Origin of the sequence: Scandinavium sp. (genome assembly GCF_051650185.1) — a bacterium.
GTDB lineage: Bacteria > Pseudomonadota > Gammaproteobacteria > Enterobacterales > Enterobacteriaceae > Scandinavium.
Genome location: NZ_JBOFIN010000124.1, coordinates 12,565 through 36,262, shown reverse-complemented (window position 1 = coordinate 36,262; position 23,698 = coordinate 12,565). Strand labels below are relative to the sequence as shown.

General features: G+C 57.0%; 20 protein-coding genes. 13 read left to right on the top strand and 7 right to left on the bottom strand.

The annotated features are described in order from the left end of the window. Positions 1 to 16: 16 nt before the first annotated feature. From ACRCWW_RS16205 to ACRCWW_RS16175, 7 genes are read left to right on the top strand one after another with little or no spacing between them, the layout of a single operon-like run. The gene (locus tag ACRCWW_RS16205) at positions 17 to 1,456 is read left to right on the top strand and encodes a hydrogenase 4 subunit D (protein WP_438683327.1); all 1,440 of its coding nucleotides are present in this window, start codon (positions 17 to 19) and stop codon (positions 1,454 to 1,456) included. 11 nt (positions 1,457 to 1,467) lie between these two features. Continuing rightward, a complete protein-coding gene (gene hyfE / locus ACRCWW_RS16200; protein WP_438683312.1) occupies positions 1,468 to 2,118 on the top strand; it encodes a hydrogenase 4 membrane subunit in 651 nt (216 codons plus the stop codon). Between the two features lie 4 nt (positions 2,119 to 2,122). Further along, entirely contained in the window at positions 2,123 to 3,712 is a 1,590-nt protein-coding gene (locus ACRCWW_RS16195) for a hydrogenase 4 subunit F (protein ID WP_438683311.1), read from the top strand. Beyond that, positions 3,709 to 5,442 carry a hydrogenase large subunit gene (locus tag ACRCWW_RS16190; RefSeq protein ID WP_438683310.1) on the top strand — a complete coding sequence of 578 codons (1,734 nt, stop codon included), beginning with the start codon at positions 3,709 to 3,711 and terminating at the stop codon, positions 5,440 to 5,442. Before ACRCWW_RS16195 ends, ACRCWW_RS16190 begins: the two co-directional genes overlap by 4 nt. A 10-nt stretch (positions 5,443 to 5,452) precedes the next feature. Continuing rightward, on the top strand, positions 5,453 to 6,013 hold the full coding sequence (hyfH, locus tag ACRCWW_RS16185; protein WP_438683309.1) for a hydrogenase 4 subunit H: 561 nt from the start codon (positions 5,453 to 5,455) through the stop codon (positions 6,011 to 6,013). Beyond that, positions 6,000 to 6,767, top strand: coding sequence for an NADH-quinone oxidoreductase subunit B family protein (locus tag ACRCWW_RS16180; protein ID WP_438683308.1), 768 nt, complete (start codon positions 6,000 to 6,002; stop codon positions 6,765 to 6,767). Before hyfH ends, ACRCWW_RS16180 begins: the two co-directional genes overlap by 14 nt. Next, complete coding sequence (locus tag ACRCWW_RS16175) at positions 6,764 to 7,177, top strand: formate hydrogenlyase maturation HycH family protein (protein WP_438683307.1); 414 nt, start codon at positions 6,764 to 6,766, stop codon at positions 7,175 to 7,177. Before ACRCWW_RS16180 ends, ACRCWW_RS16175 begins: the two co-directional genes overlap by 4 nt. Positions 7,178 to 7,262: 85 nt before the next feature. Here ACRCWW_RS16175 and ACRCWW_RS16170 read toward each other — a convergent pair whose 3' ends face one another. Further along, entirely contained in the window at positions 7,263 to 8,876 is a 1,614-nt protein-coding gene (locus tag ACRCWW_RS16170; RefSeq protein ID WP_438683326.1) for a sigma 54-interacting transcriptional regulator, read from the bottom strand. A gap of 250 nt (positions 8,877 to 9,126) precedes the next feature. On the opposite strand from ACRCWW_RS16170, the gene hycI reads away from it, so the two are divergent. Further along, positions 9,127 to 9,582, top strand: a complete 456-nt coding sequence (gene hycI, locus ACRCWW_RS16165) for a hydrogenase maturation peptidase HycI (RefSeq protein WP_438683306.1) — start codon at positions 9,127 to 9,129, stop codon at positions 9,580 to 9,582. Between the two features lie 106 nt (positions 9,583 to 9,688). Here hycI and ACRCWW_RS16160 read toward each other — a convergent pair whose 3' ends face one another. Continuing rightward, positions 9,689 to 11,107 carry a 6-phospho-beta-glucosidase gene (locus ACRCWW_RS16160; protein WP_438683305.1) on the bottom strand — a complete coding sequence of 473 codons (1,419 nt, stop codon included), beginning with the start codon at positions 11,105 to 11,107 and terminating at the stop codon, positions 9,689 to 9,691. A 3-nt stretch (positions 11,108 to 11,110) separates the two neighbouring features. After that, a complete protein-coding gene (ascF, locus tag ACRCWW_RS16155) occupies positions 11,111 to 12,562 on the bottom strand; it encodes a PTS cellobiose/arbutin/salicin transporter subunit IIBC (protein WP_438683304.1) in 1,452 nt (483 codons plus the stop codon). A 199-nt stretch (positions 12,563 to 12,761) separates the two neighbouring features. Here ascF and ACRCWW_RS16150 point away from each other — a divergent pair, with 199 nt between their 5' ends. The 4 genes from ACRCWW_RS16150 to ACRCWW_RS16135 all read left to right on the top strand — a co-directional run bounded on the left by ACRCWW_RS16150 (position 12,762) and on the right by ACRCWW_RS16135 (position 17,693). Then, positions 12,762 to 13,775: a LacI family DNA-binding transcriptional regulator gene (locus ACRCWW_RS16150; protein ID WP_438683303.1), complete on the top strand. Its 1,014-nt coding sequence runs from the start codon at positions 12,762 to 12,764 to the stop codon at positions 13,773 to 13,775. Positions 13,776 to 13,919: 144 nt separating this feature from the next. Next, on the top strand, positions 13,920 to 14,447 hold the full coding sequence (gene hydN / locus ACRCWW_RS16145; protein ID WP_438683302.1) for an electron transport protein HydN: 528 nt from the start codon (positions 13,920 to 13,922) through the stop codon (positions 14,445 to 14,447). A 7-nt stretch (positions 14,448 to 14,454) separates the two neighbouring features. Further along, entirely contained in the window at positions 14,455 to 16,677 is a 2,223-nt protein-coding gene (gene hypF, locus ACRCWW_RS16140; protein WP_438683325.1) for a carbamoyltransferase HypF, read from the top strand. Then, entirely contained in the window at positions 16,677 to 17,693 is a 1,017-nt protein-coding gene (locus ACRCWW_RS16135; RefSeq protein ID WP_438683301.1) for a HoxN/HupN/NixA family nickel/cobalt transporter, read from the top strand. Before hypF ends, ACRCWW_RS16135 begins: the two co-directional genes overlap by 1 nt. Positions 17,694 to 17,698: 5 nt before the next feature. On the opposite strand, the gene norW is transcribed toward ACRCWW_RS16135, so the two are convergent. Then, a complete protein-coding gene (norW, locus tag ACRCWW_RS16130; protein WP_438683300.1) occupies positions 17,699 to 18,826 on the bottom strand; it encodes an NADH:flavorubredoxin reductase NorW in 1,128 nt (375 codons plus the stop codon). Beyond that, entirely contained in the window at positions 18,823 to 20,253 is a 1,431-nt protein-coding gene (norV, locus tag ACRCWW_RS16125; RefSeq protein ID WP_438683299.1) for an anaerobic nitric oxide reductase flavorubredoxin, read from the bottom strand. Before norV ends, norW begins: the two co-directional genes overlap by 4 nt. Positions 20,254 to 20,436: 183 nt before the next feature. Between norV and norR the strand changes: the two genes are divergently transcribed. After that, positions 20,437 to 21,951, top strand: coding sequence for a nitric oxide reductase transcriptional regulator NorR (norR, locus tag ACRCWW_RS16120; RefSeq protein ID WP_438683298.1), 1,515 nt, complete (start codon positions 20,437 to 20,439; stop codon positions 21,949 to 21,951). Here the strand turns inward: norR and gutQ are convergent. Both gutQ and srlR read right to left on the bottom strand, forming a co-directional pair. Continuing rightward, the gene (gutQ, locus tag ACRCWW_RS16115) at positions 21,948 to 22,913 is read right to left on the bottom strand and encodes an arabinose-5-phosphate isomerase GutQ (RefSeq protein WP_438683297.1); all 966 of its coding nucleotides are present in this window, start codon (positions 22,911 to 22,913) and stop codon (positions 21,948 to 21,950) included. The two genes, norR and gutQ, sit on opposite strands and share 4 nt — an antisense overlap. Continuing rightward, positions 22,906 to 23,679 (bottom strand): glucitol operon DNA-binding transcriptional repressor SrlR, encoded by a 774-nt coding sequence (srlR, locus tag ACRCWW_RS16110; protein ID WP_438683296.1) that lies wholly within the window; start codon positions 23,677 to 23,679, stop codon positions 22,906 to 22,908. Before srlR ends, gutQ begins: the two co-directional genes overlap by 8 nt. Between the last annotated feature and the right edge of the window lie 19 nt (positions 23,680 to 23,698).

Below are 23,698 nucleotides of genomic sequence, written 5' to 3'. Positions count from 1 at the left end.
GGAGCGCCGTTAAATGATGGAAAACATAGCTCTGACGACCCTGCTGGTGCCGTTTGTCGGTGCGCTGCTGACGGCCTGTGCGCCGCAGCGGCTGGCGAAAAAAATCTGCACGTTGTTTGCCCTGCTGGCAACGCTTGGCACGGTGGTTATGGGGTGGCAGTTTCTTGCGGGCGGAAAAGTTGATGTGACTTACACGCTCGTCAGCGTGCACGGCGTGGCGCTGTTTGGCTTTACGGTCGACAGGATCAGCACGCTGATTGTGTTTGCGGTGGTGTTCCTGGGGTTATTAGTGAGCCTTTACTCCATGGGCTACCTGACCAGCGGCAACCGCGAGCATCCGCATGATGGCGGCAACCGCTACTACGCCTTTCTGCTTATCTTCATTGGTGCGATGGCGGGGCTGGTTCTTTCTTCCACGCTGCTGGGGCAACTCCTGTTCTTCGAAATTACCGGTGGCTGTTCGTGGGCGCTGATTGGCTACTACCAGACGCCAAAATCTCAGCGTTCGGCGATGAAAGCGCTGCTGATAACCCACGTGGCCTCGCTTGGGCTTTACCTCGCGGCGGCCACCTTATTCCTCAACACCGGCACTTTTGCCCTTAGCGCCTTAAGCCAGCTGCACGGCACCGCCAGCTACGTCGTTTACGGCGGCATCCTGTTTGCCGCGTGGGGGAAATCCGCGCAGTTGCCGATGCAGGCCTGGCTGCCGGATGCGATGGAAGCCCCAACCCCAGTCAGTGCTTACTTACACGCCGCGTCAATGGTCAAGGTCGGTGTCTACATCTTTGCCCGCGCCATTCTGGAAGGTGGCAACGTGCCGCACGCCATCGGCTGGGTCGGCATTGTGATGGCGACCATCACCATGATTTACGGCTTCATGATGTACCTGCCGCAGAAGGACATGAAACGTCTGCTGGCCTGGTCGACCATCACCCAACTGGCGTGGATGTTCCTTGCGTTGTCGATGGCGGCGCTGGGATCAAAACAGGCGCTGGACGGCGGCATTGCCTACCTCTTCAACCACGCGTTTGCTAAAAGTCTGTTCTTCCTCGTTGCCGGGGCCTTCAGCTACAGCTGCGGCACGCGTCTGCTGCCAAAACTGCGCGGGGTGATGAGTCAATCCCCACTGCTGGGGATCGGCTTCTGTGTTGCCGCGCTGGCGATTGCCGGTGTGCCTCCGTTCAACGGCTTCTTCAGCAAATTCCCTGTTTTTGCCGCCGGGTTCACGCTCTCGGCAGAACACTGGCAGCTGCTGCCGGTCATGGTGCTGGCGCTGGTGGAGTCCGTGGCGAGCTTCGCCTGGCTGATTTACTGGTTCGGGCGAGTGGTACCAGGGGAGCCAAGCCCGGAAGTGGCACAGATGTCGCCGCTGCCGCTGGCAATGCGTGCTGTGTTAGTCGTTCTGGTAGTGATGTCGCTGCTTTCCAGCGTCATGGCTGCGTACTGGCTTAATTAAGGGAGTCGATGATGACCGGAGCCTTACTCGTTAATAACCTCGCCGGGCTGATGATGGTGACATCACTGCTGGTGATTGGGGCGAAACACCCGCGCAGCTCCTGCTGGTTCTACGCCCTGCAGTCGCTGGTGCTGGTGCTGATTTTCTTCACGCTCTCCCGGACGCTCGATTCTGAACAACTGCTGATGTGGTCTTTCAGCGCGTTGCTCACCAAAGTGATTCTGGTGCAGCTGATCATGGGCTTTGCGCTGCGTAAGCTCGCCGATCCAAAAGCGGATGTCAGCCTGATTGGCCCGACGCAGCTGATGATTGCCGCCGCCGTGATTGTGGTGCTGTGCTGGTATGTGGTGCGCCCGGTGCAATTGCCGCTGTTGCAGGATTTAAAACCTGCGCTGTCGGTGGCGCTCGGCCATTTCCTGCTCGGGCTGCTGTGCATCGTCACCCAGCGCAACATTCTCAAACAGGTGTTTGGCTACTGCCTGATGGAGAACGGCTCGCACCTGGTGCTGGCGCTGCTGGCGCATAAAGCGCCGGAGCTGGTGGAGATTGGCATCGCCACCGACGCGATATTCGCGGTGATTGTCATGGTGCTGCTGGTGAGAAAGATCTGGCGCACGCTCGGCACGCTCGATGTGGATCAACTGACGGCGCTGAAGGGATAACACAATGAGTCATACTGCTATTTTCACCCTGTTACTGCTGACGCCGCTGCTGTTGTCGCTGCTGGCGTTTGCCTGCCAGCTGTTGGGTTCTGGTTCGCGTGCGGCGGTAACGTTTCTGCACGCTGTAGGTATTGCCGCGCTGTTGGGCGTAACGCTTTACGCCGTGAGCGTGGTCTATCAGCAAGGCGAGATGTTCTCGGACAACCTGTGGCTGCACGTTGATAGCCTGAGCGCCTTATTCCTGGCGCTGCTGGGGATTATTGGCTGCCTGACTGGCCTTTATTCGATGGGCTATATGCGCCACGAAGTGGACGAAGGGGAAATCTCCGTCGCCACGCTGTGCAACTACTACGGCTTCTTCCACCTGTTCCTGTTCACCATGATGCTGGTCGTCACCAGCAACAACCTGATTGTGATGTGGGCGGCGATAGAAGCGACGACGCTTAGCTCGGCGTTTCTGGTGGGCATTTACGGCCAGCGCTCTTCGCTCGAAGCGGCCTGGAAGTACATCATCATCTGTACGGTGGGCGTGGCGTTCGGTCTGTTCGGCACCATTCTGGTCTATGCCAACGCGGCAAGCTTTATGCCGGATGCGCATAACGCGATCTTCTGGAGCGAGGTGCTCAAACACGCCTCTCAGCTCGATCCGACCTTAATGCACCTCGCCTTTGTCTTCGTGCTGATTGGCTTTGGTACCAAAACCGGGCTGTTCCCGATGCACGCCTGGCTGCCGGATGCACACAGTGAAGCGCCAAGCCCAACGAGTGCGCTGCTTTCCGCGGTGCTGCTGAACTGCGCGCTGCTGGTCATTATTCGCTTCCACATCATTATCACCAGCGCGATTGGCACTCAGTTCCCGAACATGCTGCTGATGATTTTCGGTCTGCTGTCGGTGGCGGTTGCCGCGTTCTTCATCCTGGTGCAACAGGATGTGAAACGCCTGCTGGCCTATTCCAGCGTCGAGAACATGGGGCTTATCGCCGTGGCGCTGGGGATTGGTGGGCCGCTGGGCGTGCTGGCGGCACTGCTCCACACCCTCAACCACAGCCTGGCGAAAACGCTGCTGTTCTGCGGTTCCGGCAACGTGCTGCTGAAGTACGGCACCCGTGATTTAGGCGTGGTGCGCGGCATGCTGAAGCTGATGCCTTTTAGCGCAGTGCTGTTGGCTGGCGGGGCGCTCGCGCTTGGCGGTATGCCACCTTTCAACGTTTTTCTGAGTGAGTTTATGACCGTCACCGCTGGTCTGGCTGCCGGGCATATCTGGCTGACTATCGGCCTGCTGCTGTTGCTGACCGTGGTGCTCGGCGGGTTAGTGCGGATGGTGGCCTGCCTGCTGTTTGGCACCGCGCCTGAGGCGACCAGCAAAGGCGAACTCGGTCTGCTGACCACGCTGCCGATGGCCATTCTGCTGGTGCTGATGCTGGTGATGGGCACTCACATTCCGCAGCCGGTGAGCCGCCTGCTGGAAAACGCCGCGTCGATTGTCATGAAAACATCCCCGCAGCAAGGCTTTCAGTGGCCGTGGGCAGGAACGTCTGCCCCGGTCACTTCCCATTGTAATAGCACCCGCGAGTGCGCTGGAGAAACGAAGTGAGTTATCAACAATATATGAACGGTCTCGCGCAGGGCGACGTACGTGGGTTGGGTTATCTGGCGGCGGTGCGGGAAAAATTCCCCGGAGCCATTCTGGATGAAGAGCGCCAGACCGGCGATCAGGTGACCATTACGGTCAAAATTAACCTGCTGCCAGAGATTGTCGAGTTTCTCTATTACGGCTGCGGCGGCTGGCTGCCGGTGCTGTTCGGCAATGACGAACGTACGCTGAACGGGCACTTTGCGGTGTATTACGCCCTGTCGATGGAAGAGGGCGAGAAGTGCTGGGTGGTGGTGAAAGCGCTGGTGGATCATTCGCTCGAATTTCCTTCCGTCACGCCTCGCGTTCCTGCTGCCGTTTGGGGCGAGCGCGAAATTCGCGACATGTATGGCCTGAAGCCAATTGGTCTGCCGGATGAGCGTCGCCTGGTGCTGCCGGACGACTGGCCGGACGATATGTATCCGCTGCGCAAAGACGCCATGGATTATCGCCAGCGCCCGGCTCCGACGACGGAAACAGAAACCTATCCGTTCATTAACGACGGCGACAAAAAAGCCCGCGTGGTGCCGATTGGCCCAATGCACATCACCTCGGACGAACCGGGCCACTTCCGCCTGTTTGTCGACGGCGAGACGATTGTCGATGCGGATTACCGTCTGTTCTATGTTCACCGCGGTATGGAAAAGCTTGCTGAAACTCGTATGGGCTATAACGAAGTCACCTTCCTTTCTGACCGCGTTTGCGGCATCTGCGGGTTTGCACACAGCGTGGCGTACACCACCTCAGTCGAAAATGCGCTGGGGATTGTGGTGCCGCAGCGTGCACACACCATCCGTTCCATCCTGCTGGAAGTCGAACGCCTGCACAGCCATCTGCTGAACATTGGGCTTTCGAGCCACTTTGTCGGCTTCGACACGGGCTTTATGCAGTTTTTCCGCGTGCGTGAAAAATCGATGATGATGGCGGAAATGCTGACGGGGTCGCGCAAAACCTACGGCCTGAATCTGATTGGCGGCATTCGTCGCGACATCCTCAAAGAGCAGCGTATTAAGACCATTCAACTGGTTCGTGAGATGCGTGCTGAAGTGACTCAACTGGTCGACATGCTGCTCTCTACGCCAAACATTGGCGAGCGTACGCAGGGCGTCGGCATTCTTGACCGTCAGGTGGCGCGTGATTACAGCCCGGTTGGGCCACTGATCCGCGGCAGCGGGTTCAAACGCGATATGCGTTTTGACCATCCGTATTCCGACTACGGCAACCTGCCAAAAACACTGTTTGCCTATGACGGCGGCGATGTGTTCTCACGCGTGATGGTGCGCGTCAAAGAGACGTTTGATTCGCTGGCGATGATTGAGTATGCGCTGGACACCATGGGCAACGGCCCGCTGCTGACCGAAGGCTTCACTTATCAGCCACATAAGTTTGCACTCGGCTACGTCGAAGCCCCGCGTGGGGAAGACGTTCACTGGAGCATGCTCGGCGACAACCAGAAGCTGTTCCGCTGGCGCTGCCGTGCGGCGACTTACGCCAACTGGCCAGTGCTGCGCTACATGCTGCGCGGCAACACGGTGTCTGACGCGCCGCTGATTATCGGCAGTCTCGATCCTTGCTACTCCTGCACCGACCGCGTCACGCTGGTGGATGTGCGTAAGCGCAAGTCCACCACGGTGCCGTACAAAGAGATTGAACGTTATAGCATTGAGCGCAAGCACTCGCCGCTCAAGTAAGGACTGAACAATGCTGAAACTGTTTAAAACCATCCTTAAAGCGGGCGAGCCAACGGTTAAATACCCGTTTGCGCCACTGGAGATCAGCCCCGATTTTCGTGGCAGACCAGAGCTGAACCCGGAGCAGTGTATTGCCTGCGCCGCCTGCACGATGGCCTGCCCGGCGAATGCGCTGACCATGGAAACGCATCCTGAAAAGGACGAACGCCTTTGGCAGTTGTTTATCGGCCGCTGTATTTTCTGCGGACGCTGCGAAGAAGTGTGCCCGACCAAAGCTATTCGCCTGACCAATGACTTCGAGCTGGCGGTGACCAACAAGGCCGATCTCTACGTGAAAGCCGTGTTCCGTCTGCAACATTGCGAAGTCTGCCAGCAGCCCTTCACGCCGGAAAAATCAGCGCACTATGCTGTGGAATTGCTGCGCCAGTCCGGCGTCAGCGACGAAGCGCTGGCAAGCATGAAATCTCAGTTCACCACCTGTCCGGCGTGCAAACGCAAGCAAACCGTAGGTCGTCACGACCAACAAGGGCTCAGTTTTAACGTCGTGGAGAAAGCCGATGAGCGAGTTTAATCATCACGTCAGCCAGCCCGTCACCCTGGCGGACGATGCGGCCCGCATGAAGCAAATGCTGCTCAAAGACATCAAGCGCTCAGCCTATGTTTATCGCGTGGACTGCGGCGGGTGCAACGGCTGTGAGATTGAGATTTTCTCCGCCATTACGCCGGTATTCGATGCGGAGCGTTTCGGTATCAAGGTCGTGGCTTCACCCCGTCATGCGGATATTTTACTGTTTACCGGAGCGGTAACTCGCGCCATGCGTGTGCCTGCGCTGCGGGCCTATGAGTCAGCTCCCGATCCGAAAATCTGCATCTCGTACGGCGCGTGTGGCGTTGGCGGTGGCATCTTCCACGATCTTTATTGCGTGTGGGGCGGCAGCGACACAATTGTGCCCATTGACGTGTGGATCCCTGGTTGCCCGCCAACGCCTGCTGCGACCATTCATGGCTTTGCTGTGGCACTGGGCCTGCTCGATCAAAAACTGAAAGGCGTGGAGCACATTCAGGGCGAAAACGAAAAACCAGCTTTGATCCTGCCTGATGTGCCGCTGGCGCTGCGGGTAGCGGTTGAAAGGGAAGCTCGCAGAATGGCGGGTTATCGCCAGGGCGGAGATATCTGCCAGCGTTTCCTGACGCTTATCCAGCATAAGCAGCCGACACAAGCGGCTCATGAAGTTGAAGTCTGGCTTCGCAAAGAGAACGATCCGCGCCTGAGCGAGATAGTCCATAACCTGATGGCGGTGGTCGCCGGGGAGGTGACGGCGTGAGCGAAAAAGGCAAAGTGACGTTCTGGTCGCTGCGGCAAAAGTTTGTCGACAGCGATGACGATATGCCAGCCGAAAGCCAGCAGGTGATGTATTACTCGCTGGCGATTGGGCACCACGTCGGGATGATTGACTGCCTGAAAACGGAGCTGGAATGTCCGCTGGACGGGTACACAGAATGGCTGAAACAGCTGCCAGAAGGCGAAGGGCGGCGCAAGCTGCGCGGCCTGCTGACTTTTGGTGAAATCACGATTGATTCCACCCATACGTCGCTGCTGGCAAATGCGCTTTCGGCACTCAGTAAAACAGGGGATGAACCCTGTAAAGGCTGGAGCCTGCGGCTGATTGAGCTGCTGGCAGAAATTGAATGCGAACCGGCTATCTATCTGATCGTGAAAAGGCAGATTGCCTGATGGCGCTTCGCTTATCAGGCCTACAAAATCAAAGTGTGATAATGAATTTGTAGGCCCGTGCAAGCGAAGCGCCGCCGGGCGGTGGTTATAAATCCCGCGTATTAATCCCCAGACGCTGCATTCTCGACAGCAGCGTCGTTCTTTTTAACCCCAGTTTTTTCGCCGCCCCTTTCGGCCCGGCCACGATGCCGTTGGTTTCACGCAGTGCCTGTAAAATTCTTTCTTTTTCACTCTCGTCATTTTCCGGTACCTGCGGGCTAAACATCGGCGGCAGCTTGATGGGTGCTGGCTGTGAGCGGGGCGTACTGGCTGGCGCGGCGGGGATTTTCAGATCGCTTAACTGAAGATTTAACGTATTCCCCTGGGTCAGGATCACCGCACGCTCAATCACGTTTTGCAGCTCGCGCACGTTGCCCGGCCACGGGTAATTGCACAGTGCTTTTAAGGCCGCAGCGGGAATGGTGTCGATGGTTTTGTTCATCCGCGCGGCCAGCTTTTGGGTGAACCAGGTTGCCAGCAGTGGGATGTCTTCCGGGCGTTCACGCAGCGGCGGGATCACAATCGGGAAGACGTTCAGGCGATAGAAGAGATCGCTGCGAAACTCCCTGTCCTGCACCATCTGATGCAGATCGCGGTTGGTGGCGGCGATCATCCTGACGTTGACCGGGATCACCTGGCTGCCGCCAAGCCGTTCCACTTCGCGCTCCTGCAACACGCGCAATAATTTGGGCTGGAGCTCCAGCGGCATATCGCCAATTTCATCGAGAAACAGCGAACCGTTATCAGCCATTTCGAATCGCCCGATGTGCGTGCTGGTGGCCCCGGTAAACGCGCCTTTTTCATGACCAAAGAGATCGCTTTCCAGCAGACTCGCGGGGATGGCGGCGCAGTTCATTTTCATTAACGGTTTGGCGGAACGCTGGCTGAGCTTGTGAATGGCTCGCGCGATAAGCTCCTTACCGGTGCCTGTTTCCCCGAGCAGCAGGACGGTGCTGTCGCTCATGGCGACCATCTCCACCTGGCGAAGTAAATTTTTCATCGCCGCGCTCTGATAGATAATGTCGTTCAGGCTTTCCGCATTTTGCAGCTGTTCATTCAGCCAGATATTTTCTTGTTTTAACGAATCTTTCAGGCGGGTGATTTCATTCCACGCATTGGCGTTATCGACGGCAATACTGATGCGTGAGGCTATTTGGCTCAACAGTGAGCACACTGCGGGTGTAAAAGCGCCTGCATCAGTATGCGCAAGAATTAATATGCCTGGCGAGTGAGCATTAAAGGTTAGCGGCAGCAGTAAAACGGCTCGCATTCCGGCGGAGAACAAATCCTTTAATAACGGATCGTTCACATTCTCCGTTAATGCGACCGCCTGCGGTTGACCATTTTCCAGCACGCTTTTGATTTTTCCAGCCGCAAGCGAGTAGGTTTTTTGCTGGCAATAGTGTTGGTTATCGTCATACCAGCCGCAGGCCGTAACCGGGTACGTGCTGGCCTGCTCGCCGTCGAAGAAGGCTATCGCCACAGAGGGAATGGCAAAGAAGCGATGGATGTCCTGGGAAATTGCGCTGACCAGGCCTTCGCGGTCGAGATGGGCCAGCACCGAGTTAGTGATGTCCACCAGAATGCGATATTCGTCGCGCTCATCTTTTAATTGATGAAAGAATTCCAGCAGTTCCGGATCGATGCCGGAATTAATCATGGCGATCAAATGATTATTCCATTCACTGCTTGTAATGGGAATGGTTCTTATTTTCTTGCCACCTAACTTCTTTACATCATTCATCGTATTAGCCTGGTTGGGAGAAATTGCTGATTGCCACCAGGGCTCAGCAACCCTATTTGAGATCAGTATTTGCGGGCTGCGTGCAATATAAGATACCCCTTAAGGATCATTCGTTGATATCGATGGGTAGTTTGCGCATTCAGGCCATTTTTAAGGGGAGAAAAGGGTGACCAACGTTTTACTTTGTGTCGGCAATAGTATGATGGGTGACGACGGTGCCGGTCCGTTACTGGCTGAAATGTGTGCCGCACAGCCGAAAGGCGACTGGCAAGTGTTTGACGGCGGCAGCGCGCCAGAAAGAGAAGTGGCGGCAATTCGTGAACTTAAGCCAGAGCGGTTGTTGATTATTGATGCAACTGATATGGGGCTCGAACCCGGTGATATCCGCATTGTGGACCCGGAGGACATTGCCGAAATGTTCCTGATGACCACCCACAACATGCCGCTTAACTACCTGATTGAGCAGCTGGAAGAGGATATCGGCGAGGTCATTTTTGTCGGTATTCAGCCGGATATTGTTGGTTTTTATTACCCGATGACGGAGAAAGTGAAGGCGGCGGTTGAAGTGGTGTATCAGCGGCTGGAAGGCTGGCAAGGTGACGGTGGGTTTGAGCGACTGTAGCTGTTATTACCCTCACCCCGGCCCTCTCCCTGAAAGGGAGAGGGAGCAAACCGGCTCAGTTCAGTTCCCTCGCCCCTTTGGGGAGAGGGTTAGGGTGAGGGGACAATCAGCTCAAATCCGTCCCATTACTCGCAATCACTTTCTTATACCACCAGAAAGATTTCTTACGGGTGCGGGCCAGCGTGCCGTTGCCTGCGTCATCACGATCAACGTACACAAAGCCGTAGCGCTTGCTCATCTCCCCGGTCGATGCGGCGACCAAATCAATGCAGCCCCAGGTGGTGTAACCGATAACCGGAATACCATCGTCAATGGCTTCGCCCATCGCCTGGATATGTTCGCGCAGGTAGCTGATGCGGTAGTCGTCGTTGATGTCGCCGTTGGCTTCCACAACGTCTTTTGCGCCGAGGCCGTTTTCCACCAGGAACAGCGGTTTCTGGTAGCGGTCGTACATCATGTTCATGGTGATGCGCAGGCCGAGCGGGTCGATGCCCCAGCCCCATTCGCTGGCTTTGATGTGCGGGTTTTTCAGCGACTTCACGATGTTTGCCGCGTTGGTGTTATTGGCGTTCATGTCCGCCGAAGCGCAGCGTGAGGCGTAATAGCTGAACGAAACGAAATCGACCGTGTTTTTGAGGATGTCATCATCTCCCGGTGCCTTCTCAATCACCACGCCTTTTTCGCGGAACACGCGCGCAGAATAGGCCGGATAAGCCCCGCGCGCCTGCACGTCGATAAAGAACAGGTTCTCGCGGTCTTTCTCCAGCGCCATCCACACATCTTCCGGCTTGCAGGAGTAAGGGTAGAAATTGCCACCCGCCAGCATGCAGCCGACCTGGTTTTGCGGGTTCACCTCATGGGCGATTTTGGTCGCCAGCGCGCTGGCAATCAGCTCGTGGTGCGCGGCCTGATACTTCACCTGATCCTGATTTTCACCTTCTTCAAACACCAGCCCCGCCCCGGAGAAGGGGCTGTGCAGCATGATGTTGATTTCGTTGAAGGTGAGCCAGTACTTCACCAGCCCATCGAAGGCTTCAAAACAGGTACGCGCGTAGCGGGCAAAGAAATCCACCATTTTTCGGTTGCGCCAGGAGCCGTATTCCACCACCAGATGCATCGGCACGTCGAAGTGGCACAGCGTGACCAGCGGTTCGATATTGTACTTTTTGCACTCCAGGAACAGGTCGCGATAAAACGCGATACCTTCTTCGTTTGGCGTCAGCTCATCGCCGTTGGGATACAGACGAGCCCAGGCGATAGACGTGCGAAAGACGGTGAAGCCCATCTCCGCCATCAGGGCGATATCTTCCTTATAGCGATGATAAAAATCGATGGCCTGATGGCTTGGGTAGTACTCGTCCTCGCGCAGGCTAAAGCGTTTTTCCAGCCCCAGTTTGACCGGCATACGGTTTGCGCCGTGCGGGATCATATCGACGGTGGTTAGCCCCTTTCCGCCTTCCTGATAAGCGCCTTCAGACTGGTTCGCGGCCAGCGCGCCGCCCCATAAAAATCCTTGCGGAAACATGAATTACCTCGCTTCTATCGGTTGAACGGTCGCGGAAACGCCCTGAGCCTGGCGTACTTTTTCCGCTTCTTCGACCGGAATGTCTTCAAACCCTAACAGCAATGTCAGGACAAAGGAGAGCACCACGGCCAGCGCCATCACCCCAAACACCCACACGATGGTCATCGGATTGGCAGGATCAAAGAACTGCACGCTGGTGAACAGCCCGGGTGCAGCCATCGAATGGCTCGCCAGCCCCGCAATACCGGCGACGGCGCCACAAACAAAACCGCTGATTAAGCTTGCGATAAGCGGACGCTTCAGGCGGATCGCCACGCCGTAAAGTGCCGGTTCGGAGATGCCCGCCAGAATGGCGGAAGCCGCAGCGGCAAGCGCGGTCTGACGCAGTTCCGGGTTTTTCGTTTTCCACGCGACGGCAAGCGACGAGCCGCCGAGCGACAGGTTGGCGCCAATTTCTGACGGCATCACCATGCCTTCTTTGCCGGTGGTGGCAATGGTCTGAATGATGGTCGGTGTAAAGACGCGGTGCATCCCGGTCATCACCAGCAGCGGCCACAGTGCGCCCATGATGGCGACAGAAAGCCAGCCGAGGTAGTCGTGAACGGTGTACACCAGCGCGGAAATGGCGGTACCAATCCAGATGCCAATCGGGCCAATCAACAGGATAGCCAGCGGGGCGGCAATCAGCACAATCAGCATCGGCTTGAAGAAGTTTTTCGTGACCGCCGGTGTGATTTTGTCGACCCAGCGTTCAATGTACGACAGGCACCAGGTCATCACCAGCGCCGGGATAACGGTGTAGGTGTATTTCACCGCCGTGACCGGAATAAAGGCGAACTCAACGTGTTCCCCCTGCGCGGCTTTCGCCATCAGCTCAATAAAGCTCGGATGCACCAGCACGCCTGCAATCGCAATGGCGAGCGACATGTTGGTTTTGAATTTCACCGCAGCGGAAGCGGCCACCATCAGCGGCAGGAAGAAAAACGCGCCATCGCCGATGACGGTCAGAATGGTCAGCGTCGGCGTGCCTTTGGCGAGAACACCGGACATCTCCAGCACCATCGCTAGCAGTTTCACCATGGAGCCACCGATGATCGCCGGGATCAGCGGGGACATGGTGCCGATCAGCGCATCAAGGATGCCTGCACCCACGCGGCGCAGCGTCCATTTTTGCGGATTTTGCTCCACGGCGGGCTGAAGATTTCCCGGCAGCAGGGCCATCACCTCTTTGTATGCCTGTGAAACGGTATTGCCGATAATCACCTGGCACTGGTTATCGCTGCGCACCACGCCGAGCACGCCGCTCAGGGCTTTCAGCGTGGCAACCTCCGCAAGCGTTGGGTCATTCAGCACAAAGCGCAGACGCGTCATGCAGTGAGTGGCGGCGGCGATATTGTCGGCACCCCCGAGCGCGGACAGAACATCCTGAGCCAGCGCGGCATAGTTTTTTGACATCGGGTTAATCCATCTTGGTGTGGTTAATCTTTGTGTAGGAAACCGGTTCCACAAAATCATGAAGAGATCGCATTGATGAAACAAGAGTGAAAGGCGATCTATTTTATTTTCGTGATAGCGATCACCGAAGATCGCGATTGCTGAAAATCCTCAGATCCTGAAGTACACTGCCTGCACTTTTTTCAGACGGATGAGCAACATGACAACGATGCTGGAAGTGGCGAAGCGCGCTGGCGTGTCGAAAGCCACCGTATCCCGCGTGCTGTCGGGCAATGGTTATGTCAGCCAGGACACCAAAGACAGAGTGTTCAAGGCGATTGCGGAGAGCGGCTATCGCCCCAATCTGCTGGCGCGAAACCTGGCAACGAAAAAAAGCCAGACGCTCGGGCTGGTGGTCACCAACACGCTGTATCACGGGGTCTACTTCAGCGAACTGCTGTTTCATGCGGCACGCCTGACAGAAGATCAGGGCCGCCAGCTGATCCTCGCCGATGGCAAACACAGCGCAGAAGAGGAAAGGGCGGCGATTCAGTACCTGCTCGATCTGCGCTGCGATGCGATCATCATTTATCCGCGATTCCTGACCCCCGATGAGATGGATGACATCATCCGCAACCACGAGCAGCCGATCATGGTGCTCAATCGTCGCCTGCGGCAAAACGGCAGTCACTGCGTCTGGTCAGATCAAAAAGCCTCAAGCCAGATGGCGATGGAACAGTTGATTCAGCAGGGCCACAGGGATATCGCGTTTATCACCGGTTCTCTGGATTCGCCGACAGGGATTGAGCGTCTCGCAGGCTACAAAGAGGCGCTGAACAGCCACGGTATCGCCGTGCGGGATGAGCTGATTACCAAAGGGAAATGGACCCCGGCGACAGGGGCGGCGGGCGTGGAAACGTTGCTTGAACGCAACGTGTCTTTCAGCGCCCTGGTCGCCAGTAACGATGACATGGCGATTGGCGCGATGAAGCAACTCCATGCCAAAGGCGTACGCGTGCCTGAACAGGTCTCTGTGATAGGCTTTGATGATGTGGCGCTGGCGCCCTACACCATTCCGGCGCTCTCCAGCGTGAAAATTCCGGTCACCGCCATGATTGAAGAAACCATCAACCGCCTGATATTTATGCTGGATGGCGGCGAATTCAATCTCCAGCACGCCTTCCCCGGCGAGCTTATCATGCGTGATTCCGTCACTACCGGCCCCTTTGCCTGACCGTCTCTCCTGTCGTCGTCATAAGTGACGATGACAGGCTGACACTTCACAGACGAAATCGTTAATCTATTGATAAATAGTCATTTTAATAATGGCGCGGAAAATGCATAGCCCCAGCCTTAACGCGAAATGCTGGAGGAGTGGATGAACCGTTTCATCATCGCGGAAGCGAGCAAATGTATTGGCTGTCGCACCTGTGAAGTGGCTTGCGCCGTGGCGCATCAGGAAGATCAGGACTGCGCGGCGTTAACCCCGCAAACTTTTTTGCCCCGAATCCATGTCATCAAAGGTGTGAATATTTCCACCGCGACAGCCTGTCGCCAGTGTGAAGATGCGCCCTGTGCCAACGTTTGTCCTAACAACGCCATCGCCCGTGAAAACGGGTTTGTTCATGTGATGCAGGAACGCTGCATTGGCTGCAAAACCTGCGTGGTCGCTTGTCCTTATGGCGCGATGGAAGTCGTGGTTCGCCCGGTCATTCGCACCAGCGGGTTTGGCATGAAGGTGAAGATGGAAAAAGCGGAGGCCAACAAGTGCGACCTCTGCCATACCCGCAAAGAAGGCCCGGCCTGTATTGCTTCCTGCCCAACGTTCGCCCTGACGTGTATTGACCGCATGGCGCTTGAAAAACTGAATGAAGAAAAACGCCGCCGCACTGCGCTGGCCTGGTGATAGCACGATGAACGGAATTGCCCTTCGCGTGCGGGGCAAAGTGCAGGGCGTAGGGTTTCGGCCGTTTGTCTGGCAGGTTGCGCAGCAGTTAGCGCGCTGCGGTGACGTCAGCAACGACGGCGAGGGCGTGCTGGTGCACCTTGTCGGTGCAGATAACGGTTTTGTTGCTCATTTGCAGCGCCATTGCCCCGCACTGGCGCGTATCGATTCCATGGACATCACGCCGTATCACTGGGAGACTCTGCCCGAAGATTTCAGCATTCGCGCAAGCGGTGCAGGAGCCATGAGCACCCAAATCGTGCCGGATGCAGCGACGTGTCCGGCCTGTCTTGCTGAAATGAATGACCCGCGCAACCGGCGCTACCGTTATCCGTTTATCAACTGCACTCACTGCGGCCCGCGTTTTACCATCATTCATGCCATGCCCTACGACCGCCCCTTTACCGTGATGGCGGCGTTTCCACTTTGTCCGGCTTGCGAGAAAGAGTATTGCGATCCGCGGGATCGCCGCTTTCATGCCCAGCCCGTGGCCTGTGTCGGGTGCGGCCCGCAGCTGAGCTGGCAAGACGATACGGCAATGGTGTACGGCGAAGCGGCGCTGATGGCGGCAGTGGGGAAGATTGCGCAAGGCGGTGTAGTCGCGGTGAAAGGACTAGGCGGTTTTCATCTTGCCTGCGATGCCGGAAATGCTTCTGCCGTTGCGCTGCTGAGAGCGCGCAAGCATCGCCCGACAAAGCCGCTGGCGGTGATGGTGGCGCAGTCAGAAGGTTTTTCCTCTCAGGCACAAAAGTTGCTTACCTCTCCGGCGTCGCCGATTGTGCTGGTCGCGAAAAATGTCGTCAATGGGCTGTGTGAAGGGATTACGCCAGGGCTTGATGAGGTTGGCATTCTGCTGCCATCGAACCCCATTCAGCACTTGTTGATGCAGGCGCTGAAGCGCCCTTTGGTGATGACTTCAGGCAATCTCAACGGCAGGCCTCCGGCTATCAGTAATGAGGATGCGCTCAGGGATCTGGCGCAGATAGCAGACGGATTTCTGCTGCATAACCGCGATATCGTTCAGCGGATGGATGACTCCGTCCTGCGTGAAAGCGGCGAAATGCTGCGTCGGGCGCGGGGCTATGTGCCGGATGCCATGCCGCTTCCTGCTGGCTTCAACGACATCCCGCCCATGCTTTGCTGCGGGGCAGACATGAAAAACACCTTCTGTCTGGTGCGCGGCAAAGAGGCGGTGTTGAGCCAGCATCTTGGTGATTTAAGCGAACAAGGTGTGGAAGCGCAGTGGCAAAAGGCGCTGACGCTGATGCAGTCGATTTATGATTTTCAGCCCCAAAAAGTCGTCGTGGATGCGCATCCTGGCTATCGCTCCGGGCAGTGGGGCAGAGCGCTCGGCCTGCCGTTTGAGGAAGTGTTCCACCATCACGCCCACGCCGCAGCCTGTATGGCGGAACATGGCTGGCCGCTCGAAGGGGGAGACGTTATTGCGTTGACGCTCGACGGCATTGGAATGGGCGAAAAAGGTGAGCTGTGGGGCGGGGAGTGCCTGCGGGTGAACTACCGCCAGTTTGAACGGCTTGCGGGTTTACCTGCGGTGGCTTTGCCGGGCGGTGATTTAGCCGCTCGCCAGCCGTGGCGCAACTTACTGGCGCAGGGGATGGCGTTCGTGCCTGAGTGGCAATCACGATTGCCGCTGGATAATCACCCGGCAGCAGCGCTGGCGCGTGCCGTGGAAAGAGGCATTAACGCGCCGCTCGTTTCCTCTTGTGGACGGCTGTTTGACGCGGTTGCCAGTAGCCTTGGTTGCACTACTGAGCCGCTCAGTTATGAAGGGGAAGCGGCCTGCCAGCTTGAAGCGTTAGCCCGCCAAAGCGCAGGAGGGAAACACCCTATTGTGCTGCCGTGGCGAAACGGGGCGCTGGAGATGGCGGCCTTCTGGCAATCATGGCTCGGCTGGCCTGCGGCAAACGCTGAAAAAGCCTGGGCGTTTCATGACGCGCTGGCTTGTGGCCTGGCTGACATGCTGCGCCATTTTGCCCGGCAGGCCCAAATCCGCACGCTGGTCTTTGGCGGTGGCGTGCTGCATAACCAGCTTCTTCGTGAGCGGCTGGCGTTTTATCTGACTGGTTTTACACTTTTATTTCCGCATCGGTTGCCGGCAGGCGACGGCGGTATTTCATTTGGGCAGGCGGTCATCGCGGCTGCCCGCTGGCAGAAAGAAAGGAAGGGATGATGCTGATTAGGCTTTTACGTCAACAACCTCGTGCGGCGCTGCTGGTAGGCGCGCTGCTGCTGGCGAATGGGTTGGCCTGGTGCTGGGCCTGGCAGGTGTTTGGTCACAGCGGGGCGCTGATGGCGGCCAGCCTGCTGGCGTGGGGATACGGCCTGCGCCATGCGGTGGATGCCGACCACATTGCCGCCATCGACAGCGTCACGCGTAAAATGATGCAGCAGGGCAAACGCCCGTTCGGCGTCGGGGCCTGGTTCTCCCTCGGGCACTCTTCCATCGTGGTGCTGGCATCGGCTGCGATTGCCGCGACGGCCACCGCTTTTCAGCAAAAAATGGGCTGGTTTCATGATACCGGCAGCCTGATTGGCACGGCGGTATCGTCCCTTTTCTTACTGGCGATGGCCTTTATAAACCTGATTATTCTGCGCAGCGTGTGGCGCAGCTTCCGGGCCTTCCGTCAGGGCAAGCCGTTTACGGCGGACGTGGCGGCCAGCGGCGGGATGATGAGCTGGCTGTTTGGCAAAACTTTTCGCCTGATTGGCAAAAGCTGGCACATGTATCTGGTGGGCTTTCTCTTCGGGCTGGGCTTCGACACCGCGACAGAAATTGGCGTGCTGGGCATCACCGCTGCCAGCGCTTCCAGCGGGATGTCCATCTGGAGCATCATGATTTTCCCGGCGCTGTTTGCAAGCGGCATGGCGCTTATCGACACGCTGGATAACGTGCTGATGGTCGGCGCCTACGGGTGGGCATTCAATAAGCCGCAGCGCAAGCTCTATTACAACATGACGATCACCGGCACTTCCGTGGTGGTCGCGCTGTTTATCGGCGGGCTGGAAGCGTTAGGGCTGTTGATGGACAAGTTTGGTTTCAGCGGGGGGATATGGAAAGTCGTGGGTGCGCTGAACGAGAATCTCGGCAACGCAGGTTTTGTGGTTATCGGCCTGTTTGTCGCCTGCTGGATTGTGTCACTGGTGGTGTACCGCTGGCGAGGGTATGACGCACTTCCCTGTGCGTGAAGCGATTACAGTAATTTCAGCAATGTGAAGGCCTCTTTCATTCGGCCTTCACTCACCACAAATCCTCGTAATTTTCCGTCGCGGTCTGTTCCTTTCGCCACCATCCCTTCTGCGCTGCTGGCGAGAGTCCACTCCAGATCATCACGCTGCGTTTCCCCCGCCAACTGTAATGGCAGCAGAGGCGTTTTAATTTTCACCAGCATCGGCGGCAGTTTCAGCTCGGTGGTATCGCCCAACAGCGTTTTCGCAAGCGTCAGTGAACTCAGCAGAATGGGCTGCAGGAAGGGAAGAAGCCTGCCCATGATTTCTGCGCAGTCGCCCAGGGCGTAAATATGCGGATCGCTGGTTTGCAACTGAGCGTTGACCACAATCCCGCGGTTTACTGTGACTCCCGCACGCTGCGCAAGGGCGGTTTCAGGACGTAAACCCGTTGCGGCGACGACGGCATCAACATCGAACAGTTGCTCTGTATTGAGCGTCACCTGAATGCCCGTGCTGCGTTGGGTCAATGCCTGAACCTGACGATTAAGCCGCAGCTCCGCACCGTTTTGCGTGAGGCAATGTTGCAGACGGCTGCTGACTTCCGGCGGCATGAGCGAGGCGAGCAGGCTCGCTGAGCTGTCGACCACGGTGACGGCTTTCCCCGCGCGGAGAAAATCCATCGCCAGCTCGCAGCCAATCAGGCCGCCGCCCAGGATCAGTATTCGCTTTGCCTCACACAACGCTCTGCGCGCCGCTGCATATTCCTGCTGACTGTTCAGCGTGAGCAGCAACTCCTTTCCCACAATCGGCGGTATTGCCGTTCTGGCCCCGGTTGCCAGCACCAGTTTGTCATAGCGCCAGCTTTGATCGGCGCTCTTAACCTTTTGGGCCTGCGGATCGATCTCCGTAATCCAGGTGTTCGGGAACAGGCGCAGGTTGTACTGTTCGGCAAAGTCGCCCGCCGTTTGTAATGTCAGATCCTCTGCCTGCAGATCGCGACTGATTACATGACTGAGGTCCGGCTTGTTGTACTCGTCGATGCTGTCGGCCGCGATCAGCGTTAACGGCACCTGAGCGTCCTGTTTGCGGATATTTTTCACCAGCTGGCGAGCGGCAAATCCTGAGCCGAGGATAACGATGCCGTGCGTCATTTTGCCTCCGTTGCCAGCACGTCGAACACCTCTTTGCCAAGCGAACATTCCGGACACAGGAAGTTATCCGGCACGTCGCTCCACGGTGTACCCGGAGCAACATCCTGGTTCGGTTCGCCCGTGACGGGATCGTAAATCCACTGGCAGACGCTGCACTGCATGCAGGGGCCAAGATCGGCAGTTTCTGTTTGCGGCTGTTCTTCAGCAACGGAGGAAACGGCAGGCAGCGGTGACAGCGCCCACTGACGGGCGATTTCACGGCCATGTTCACGGCAAACGTCCAGTGCGTCGAGGTCAGGACGCCATTTGGCCTTCAGGCTTAATGACATCTCAAACCCGGCATCCTGAAGCCTTGTGGAAAGCCGATCGACCGCACCGCCGCTCCAGCCATGTGAACCAAAGGCGCTGGCGCGCTTATTGCGAAAACGCAGGCCGGTCATCTCCTCCACCAGTCCTGCAATTTTCGGCATCATCACATTGTTCATGGTCGAGGTACCCGCCAGCACGCCTTTAGAGCGGAAGACGTTGGTTAACACCTCATTCTTATCGCTACGGGAAACGTTAAAGATTTTTACGGCCACCCGGGGATCGACTTCGTTGATGCCCTGGGCAATGGCGTCGGCCATCATGCGCGTGTTGTTCGACATGGTGTCGTAGAAAATCGTGATCCGATCTTCCTGATAATCTGCCGCCCATTTCAGGTACAGCTCGACGATCTGCGTCGGGTTATCGCGCCAGACCACGCCGTGAGAGGTCGCTATCATATCGACGGGCAAATTGAAGCCGAGGATCTCGGTGATTTTTGGCGTCACCAGACGGCTGAACGGCGTGAGGATATTGGCATAGTAGCGCTGGCACTGCTCAAACAGTTCAGTCTGATCCACTTCATCGTTGAACAGGCGTTCGTCGCAATAATGCTGGCCGAACGCGTCGTTGCTGAACAGTACAGCGTCGCCTGTCAGGTAGGTCATCATGCTGTCCGGCCAGTGCAGCATGGGGGTTTCCACAAAAATGAGCTGTTTGCCATTGCCAATGTCGAGCGTATCGCCCGTTTTCACCACCCGGAAATCCCACTCAGGATGATGATGATGACCGTTAATGGAGTCGATGGCGTTGGCAGTGCAATAGATGGGCGTGTCCGGAATGCAGGACATCAGCTCGGTCAGCGCGCCCGCATGATCTTCTTCGGCGTGATTAATGATGATGCAGTCGATATCGGCAAGGTCGATTTCTGCCCGCAGGTTCTGCACGAAGTCGCGGCTGAATTTATGATCGACGGTGTCAATCAGCACGTTTTTTTCTTCGCGGATCAGATAGCTGTTGTAGCTGCTGCCGCGCAGGGTTTTGTATTCGGTGCCGTGAAAATCACGAACTTCCCAGTCGCGTTGCCCAACCCAATGAATATTATTTTTAACGTGAATAGCCATAACGTCCTCAGTCACTCTTTTGGTTCGTAAAAGTGGTCTGACTATTACAAGTTACGTGCCAGTTTTTATCTTATTGATTTATAATTATTTTAAATATTTCCTGTTGCTGATGTTTGTCATTATGACTATCCTTTATGTTGTCAAAAAGACAATGAGCAGAGTCATAATGACCATGAGGCCGGTATGAGTTTCTCCACCGAAGCGTTGGCGAAAATCGCCATCGAGTTGCAAAGCGATATCGGACACCCGGATCGCTTTTCCCGCCTGATAACGACCCTGCGCCAGCTGCTGGGGTGCGATGCGTCAGCGCTGCTGCGTTACGACGCGCATCAGTTTATTCCGCTGGCGATTGACGGGCTGGCAAAAGACGTGCTGGGGCGGCGGTTTTCGCTGGAAGGCCATCCGAGGCTGGAAGCGATTGCCCGCGCCGGGGATGTGGTGCGTTTTCCGGCAGACAGCGATTTGCCCGATCCCTATGACGGCCTGATCCCCGGGCAAGAGAGCTTAAAGGTTCACGCCTGTCTTGGATTGCCGCTTTTTGCCGGGCAAAACCTGATCGGCGCGTTGACGCTGGACGGCATGGATGAGCATCAGTTCGACAGCTACAGCGATGAGGAATTAAGGTTGATTGCAGCCCTGGTATCGGGGGCGTTAAACAACGCGCTGCTGATTGCCCGTCTGGAGAGTCAGAACGTGCTGCCGGGTCAGTCGGGGGACGTTGCCGCGACGGGAGAACAGGAGATCATTGGTCTTTCGTCCCCCATGCTGCAGCTGAAAAAAGAGATTGAGATTGTTGCAGCGTCCGATCTGAATGTGTTGATTGGCGGCGAAACGGGCACCGGGAAAGAGCTGGTGGCCAGGGCCATTCATCAGCATTCGCTTCGTGCAGCGCATCCGTTGGTGTACCTCAACTGCGCGGCGCTGCCGGAAAGCGTGGCGGAAAGTGAGCTGTTTGGGCATGTGAAAGGGGCGTTCACCGGAGCCATTAGCCACCGTAGCGGGAAATTTGAGATTGCGGATCGCGGCACGCTGTTCCTTGATGAGATTGGCGAACTGTCGTTGTCGCTTCAGGCCAAACTGCTGCGTGTTTTACAGTATGGCGATATTCAGCGAGTCGGGGATGATCGCAGCCTGAGAGTGGACGTGCGTGTGCTGGCAGCAACGAACCGGGATCTGCGTGAAGAAGTGCTGGCCGGGCGCTTTCGCGCGGATCTGTTCCATCGCCTGAGCGTGTTCCCGCTTGCCGTTCCATCCCTGCGGGAGCGCGGCGATGATGTTGTGCTGCTGGCAGGGTATTTCTGTGAGCAGTGCCGTCTGCGAATGGGGCTTTCGCAGGTGGTCCTGAACCCGGCCGCGCGCGCGCAGCTGAAAACTTACGGCTGGCCTGGCAATGTGCGGGAACTGGAACATGCGATTCATCGGGCTGTGGTGCTGGCGCGTGCAGCCCGAACGGATGATAGCGTGGTGCTCACACCGGGGCATTTTTCTCTCGAAGCGTCTTCACCACCGGTGGTGCAGAGTAACCCGGTTCATGTTGAAGCCGTCAACTTACGAGAAGCCACTGAAGCATTCCAGCGCCAGACCATTACGCAGGCGCTGGAAAGTCAGCAACACAACTGGGCCGCCGCGGCCCGGGCGCTATCACTGGACGTTGCCAACCTGCATCGGCTGGCAAAACGTCTGGGGATGAAGGATTAGAGGATGCCTGCCTGGTAGAAATCCTGCAGGTTGATTGCGCCGCAAAGGTGACCGTCTTTATCGACCACTGGCGCGGCAGCAATTTTACGTTTCATTAGCTCGTCTTTGGCATCGACGGCGCGGCTGTCGGCTTCGAGCGTGACGCCGCCCTGGGTCATCGCTTCTGACACTGCCGCTTCCAGCTTGCCGCCACCGACCAGCCAGCGACGCAAATCGCCATCGGTAAACACGCCTTTGACCTTCGCGCTGTCATCACACACGGCAACCAGACCCAGCCCGGTGCGGCTTAATTCCAGCATCGCGTCCATCACGCTTGTCGTCAGTCTGACCTGCGGGATCTGGTCGTCGGTGCGCATCAGGTGATGAACTTTGTTCAGCAGGCGCGCGCCCAGAGCGCCAGCAGGATGAGAGCGAGCAAAATCTTCTTCATTAAAGCCGCGCGCCTGCATGACGGCCATCGCCAGCGCGTCGCCCATCATCAGGGTATTGACGGTGCTCGACGTGGGGGCCAGATGCATCGGGCAGGCTTCACGCTCAACGGCGATATCCAGCACTGCGGCAGCCGCAAGACCCAGGGGCGAGCCAGGTTTGCCGGTCATCGCCAGCAGGGTTATCGATTTCTCTTTCAGGCGTGGCACGATGAAATCCAGCTCTTTCGCCGTGCCGGAATAGGAGATAAACAGCATCACATCGCGGCTTTCAATCATGCCTAAGTCACCGTGCAGCGCTTCTGCCGGGTGAACGAAGAACGCGGGCGTTCCGGTGCTGGCGAGCGTGGCGGCGATCTTTTTACCGATATGCCCGGATTTGCCAATCCCGGCGACGATCACTTTGCCTTTGCACTCCAGCAGCGCTTTTGCGGCACGGATAAAGTCGTCGCCCAGACGATCCGGCAGGCGGCTCGCTTCTTCCAGCTCGATTTGCAGGGTCTGACGACCGGCGTTCAACAGCAGGTTATTCATGACGTTCTCCGGTAATAATGACGTTGATGCCTTTGGCTTCCAGCGCCTGTTTAAAGGTCGGTTCGATGCCTGCATCGGTGATCAGGGTGTCGACGCTTTCCAGGCTGCAAACAATGTTCGGGCTTTTGCGGCCAAACTTGGACGAGTCCGCCATCAGAATGACTTCGCGGGCCGCATTACACATGGCTTTACTGACGCTGAACACTTCGTTGAAGGTGGTGACGCCCGCGTTGAGATCGATGCCGTCGGTGCCCATAAACAGCTTGTCGAAGCTGAAATGCTCAAAGGCATTTTCCGCCAGCTGCCCGTGAAAAGAGGCGGATTTTTTTCGGAACGTGCCGCCTGGCATCAGAATGGTTTGTTCGTTATCGAATTCAGAAAGGGCGTTGACGATATGCAGGCTGTTGGTCATCACGGTGATGTTGTTGAAGCGGCTCAGCATCGGCACCATCTGCAACACGGTGCTGCCTGCGTCGAGGATTATCGAGTCGCCGTCATGGATAAAGGCCACGGCGGCTTGCGCGATAAGCTGTTTCTGAGAGGTGTTGATCAGCGTTTTGTGGTCAATTGGCGGATCGGCTTCATCTTTGTTGAGCACCACGCCACCGTAGGTTCGGATCACCGCGCCGGTGTTTTCCAGCGCGACTAAATCTTTGCGGATGGTGGTGCCGGTGGTGTCAAAGTAAAGGGCTAAGTCCTCTACCGAGCATTTTCCCTGCTTTTGCAGATGCTCGATAATGGCCGCCTGGCGCTGCCGTGGTTTCATGGGCGCTGAGTTCCTTAAG